The organism is Longitalea luteola (genome assembly GCF_017356035.1).
Taxonomy (GTDB): Bacteria; Bacteroidota; Bacteroidia; order Chitinophagales; family Chitinophagaceae; genus Niastella; species Niastella luteola.
In genome coordinates, this window is record NZ_JAFIQX010000006.1 from 404,994 (window position 1) to 409,828 (window position 4,835).

Sequence of the window (4,835 nt, forward strand, 5' to 3'; positions counted from 1 at the left end):
TAACCCTTGCTGCAAATACACCAACAGCAGGCACGGGCACCTGGAGTATCGTAAGCGGTGCTGGCGGCACAATAGCAACACCATCAAGCCACACATCAACATTTACGGGAACAGCAGGAACTACTTATACTTTGCGCTGGACGATCACTAATCCTCCTTGCGCATCTACCACAGATGATGTTGTAGTTACTTTCAACAGAAATCCAACAACAGCCAATGCCGGATCGGACCAAACTCTTTGTGCTACTACAGCTACACTTGCCGGCAATGCTGCAACAGTGGGAACCGGTACCTGGACATTAGTAAGCGGATCAGGAACAATAACTACACCTAACAGTCCCACCTCGGGGATAACAGCTTTAGGTGTTGGGACAAATATTTTCAGGTGGACAATCTCAAACACACCTTGTACGGCAACCTTTGATGAGGTAGCAATTACAAGAGTTGCAGCAACGACAACAGCCAACGCCGGCCCCGATCAGACAGGTGCCGCCACTTGCGGATTAACAACAGTAACGCTTGCCGCAAATACACCAACAGCAGGCACGGGCACCTGGAGTATCGTAAGTGGTGCTGGCGGCACGATAACAACACCGTCAAGTCCGAACTCGGCTTTTACAGGAACAGCAGGAACTACTTATACATTGCGCTGGACGATCACTAATCCACCTTGCGCATCTACCACAGACGATGTAGTAATTGCTTTCAATCAAAATCCAACAACCGCCAATGCCGGAACTGCACAATCTGTTTGCATTGGTGGAAATATAACCCTCGCTGCAAATGCTCCAACGGTCGGCACAGGATTATGGTCAATTGTCAGTGGTCCAAGTACATCAACGGCGCAGTTCAGCAGCACAACAAACCGAACAGCAACATTTACACCCACTGGTGTAGGTTCGTATGTTTTGCGGTGGACGATCAGCAATTCTCCTTGTACAGCTTCTGCATCTAATGTAACCATTACAGTCAATGCATTCCCAACTACACCAACAATCTCGGCCGGAGGAGCGACAACTTTTTGCCAGGGCGGAAGTGTGACACTTACATCTTCATCATCTGCCGGTAGCACCTACCAGTGGAATGTAAATGGTGCGCCTATTCCGGGAGCCACAAATCAAACTTATTCAGCAACAACAGGTGGTAGCTATACTGTAACGGTAACAAACGCCAGTGGCTGTTCCAGAACATCTGCGGCAACCCCGGTGACCGTAAATCCATTACCAACTATTGCTGTTAGTCCGGCTGCTCCTTCGGCATTTTGCAGTGGAGGTAGTGTAACATTAACTGCGAGTGGCGCCAACACCTATACCTGGAGTCCCACAGAAGGATTGTCGATAAATACCGGATCCTCGGTTATAGCAACACCTGAAGCCACAACGACCTATACTGTTACCGGAACCGGCGCTAATGGTTGTACAAATGCTGCAACTGTTACCGTCAACGTTACTCCTTCGCCAGATGGAGATATCACTTCAAGCCCGCCTGTTTGCTCTGGCAATAATAGTGGAACAATCACATTATCCAATTACACAGGGACCATAGTACGTTGGGAGTCATCAACCAATGGCGGCGCCAGTTGGACGACTATTAATAACACATCCACAACACAGTCGTATTCTAATCTTACACAAACAACCATCTACCGGGTTTTATTAACATTAAATAATGGTTGTGATGGATATTCAGATGTTGGCATCATACCAGTAAACGAACCATTCACCCCCACAGTAACTGTTACGCCGCCCATTATTTGCCTGGGCGAATCGGCTACTCTAAAAGCAAGCGACTATGGTGCACCACCTTTCCCCCTGGAAGATTTCGGGAATGCAAACCCGGCCGGATGGAGTGGTAATGATGCTAATAATAATAATGAAGACGAGAATACGGATTGGGGCGAAACCGGTGATGGCAAAGTTCGAAATGGCAAAGAGTATAATTCCCAAGCTCCGCCGTCGAACACCAAATTTATGATTGTCGCCGGTACTACTGATGGCGCCGATCAAACCGCTGCTTTGATCACTCCTCCCTTTAGTTTGGTGGGAGTGGTTAATCCCATTTTTGGATATATGACCGCTCTTGATTTTAACGCCGGAACAGTTGGTAAAGTTGAGATCTCAATCGATGGGGGAGCTACCTATATCACCCTCGAAACATTTACCGGACCAGCCAAGGTGGGCGATGGGAATAACGGATTTGTTCAGCGAAACTATAATCTGTCAGCATATATTGGTCAACCTGACGTTCGGGTTCGATTCAATTATTTTGGCACCACCGGAAGTATCTGGGCTGTAGACAATGTTGGATTACAGGGAACCTTTGAACCTGTAACATATCAATGGTCGCCGCTCGATCATATGACGCCCGCGGCTGGAAATACGCAAACCGTTACTGTTACTCCGCCCGTTGGAACACATCCATACTGCGTTGTAGCCACCACCGGTGCTGGTTGTGCCAGCGAATCTGTTTGCAAAGATGTTACAGTAAAACCATTACCCACGTGTTCTATTACCGGGAACAATACTGTTTGTCCCGGCTCAACGAATGTATACAGTGCCCCCGCAATTGCTGGTTATACCTATAACTGGACGATCAGTGGCGGAGCAACTATTTCCGGCTCTGCAACGGGCCAAACGGTTACAGTGGTTGCCAATGGCACTTGTGGTACTTATACGCTAACACTGGTAACTACATTGGATGGATGCTCCAGTGCTCCATGTACGCAAATTGTCAATATTGTTGATAATACAGCACCAGTTGCAACAGCTCCTGCAACGCAGAGTTTCCAGTGCCTCACCGATGTTCCGGCTCCCGGTACGTTGACAGCAACTGACAATTGCAGCGGCGACATTACGGCAACGGGTGTAGATGTACAAGTGGCCAATGGTTGCGGATATACTATTACAAGGACATGGACCTTCACCGATGCATGTAACAATACAACATCGGTTTCTCAAACTATTAACGTGCTGGATAATACAGCGCCTGTTGCACCAGCGGCTCCTGCGTCGCAGAATTTTCAATGCCTCGCTGATGTGACGGCTCCGGGTACTTTGTCAGCAACTGACAATTGCAGTGGCAACATTACCGCAACAGGGGTAGATGCACAAGTTGCTAATGGTTGCGGATATACTATTACAAGAACCTGGACCTTCACCGATGCATGTAACAATACATCATCGGTTTCTCAAATCATCAACGTGCTGGATAATATACCACCGGTCGTTACCTGTCCGCCGGCACAGATCTTCTGTGCAATTAATAGCAATACTTATGCTATTCCACCAGCAACTGCCGCTGATAACTGCAGTGGCACTTTGAATATTACTTACCAAGTCACTGGAGCTACTACAAGAAGTGGAACAGGGAATGATGCAAGCGGGGTATTTAATGTCGGAATATCAACAATAACATGGACAGTTACAGATACATGTGGCAATACTTCTACCTGTACAACAACAGTAACTATTAATCCAAGGCCAGCACCGATAATTTCTCATAATTAATTATAAAAAGCAGTTTGTGAAACAGAACAGCAACCCATACAAAATAAAGAATACCGGCTGGCAAGCCCGGTATATATGGTCAACCTTTTTGCTATGGCTACAATTGCTGGTACTCTCATTTAGGCGAAATAAAGAAGAACTGGCGGGCATCTTCTTACATGAACCGGTTCCCGCTGTTTTGAACAGGAATAATTTAGCAAACATCCCTACACCAACAATAACCAAGAACAAAAAACTACCGAACATGAACCAAGCTAAACTGCTTTTAAAATGGGGACTCATGCTGTTATTTACAGCAATTGGCACCAATGCGATTGCCCAGGCGCCTCCGCCAATCCCAGGTAATCATTCGGTATGTATTAATACAACAAAAGAGTATGGTGTAGTACTCACCGCCGGGTCAACCTATGCATGGAGCATTACGCCCAGTAGCGGGTATACGTTGACTCCCCATCCTACGTACCCAAATTTAATTACAGTAACCTGGACTACTCCGGGCACCTATACCATGCAGGTAATTGAAACCAATGCCGAAGGTTGTGTGGGAGATCCTGTTACTATTGTTATTACAGTGAACCCGTTGCCAACGGTGACCGTGAACTCGTCAACGGTATGTGCGGGAACACCGGCGACCATAACAGCAACACCGGGTGAACCAGGCACCTACAGCTATGTATGGACTGTGCCGGCAGGCGTTCCTGATCCGGGCAATGTGGCGAGCTTCACATCCACAGTAGCCGGAACTTATAGTGTTGTGATCACCAATACAGCAACAGGTTGTGTGTCAGCATCAGCAAGTGGAACAGTAACCGTGAATGAGCTGCCTGTATGTTCTATTACCGGCAATGATAATGTATGCCCTGGCTCTGCAAATACATATAGTGGACCATTGGGTATGTCGACTTATAGTTGGTCAATTAGTGGAAATGCAACTATCGCCGGTGCAACAAATGGACAAACCGTTTCGGTGCTTGCCAATAATAGTTGTGGAACGTTCACGCTGACCCTCACTATTGTTGATGCGAACGGATGTACAAGTACATGTAGTCAGACATTTAATATAACAGATATAGAAATACCGGTGATCACGGTTACTCCTTCAACAGCGGTGATCTGTAACCCAACAGATGCGCAGATCGCGGCTGCCTTTGGTACGGCTTCCGTAACTGACAACTGTTCGACTGGTCTGACCGCCACCTTCACCGATGGCGCAGAGACAGGTACCGGTTGTGACCGCTCGATTACCAGGACATGGACTGTGACAGATGCGTGCGGTAATACTGGAACGCAAACACAAACCATCACGTTCACCAGAGATACAGAAGCACC

At 47.3% G+C, this 4,835-nt stretch carries 2 protein-coding genes; both read left to right on the forward strand.

From position 1 onward, the window contains the following. Positions 1–3,506 (forward strand): HYR-like domain-containing protein (locus JUB15_RS17380; RefSeq protein WP_207513765.1); only part of this gene is annotated, 3,506 nt, incomplete at its 5' end. A gap of 244 nt (positions 3,507–3,750) precedes the next feature. Next, positions 3,751–4,835, forward strand: a 1,085-nt coding sequence (locus JUB15_RS17385) for an HYR-like domain-containing protein (protein ID WP_207513766.1), incomplete at its 3' end; no start/stop codon positions are given.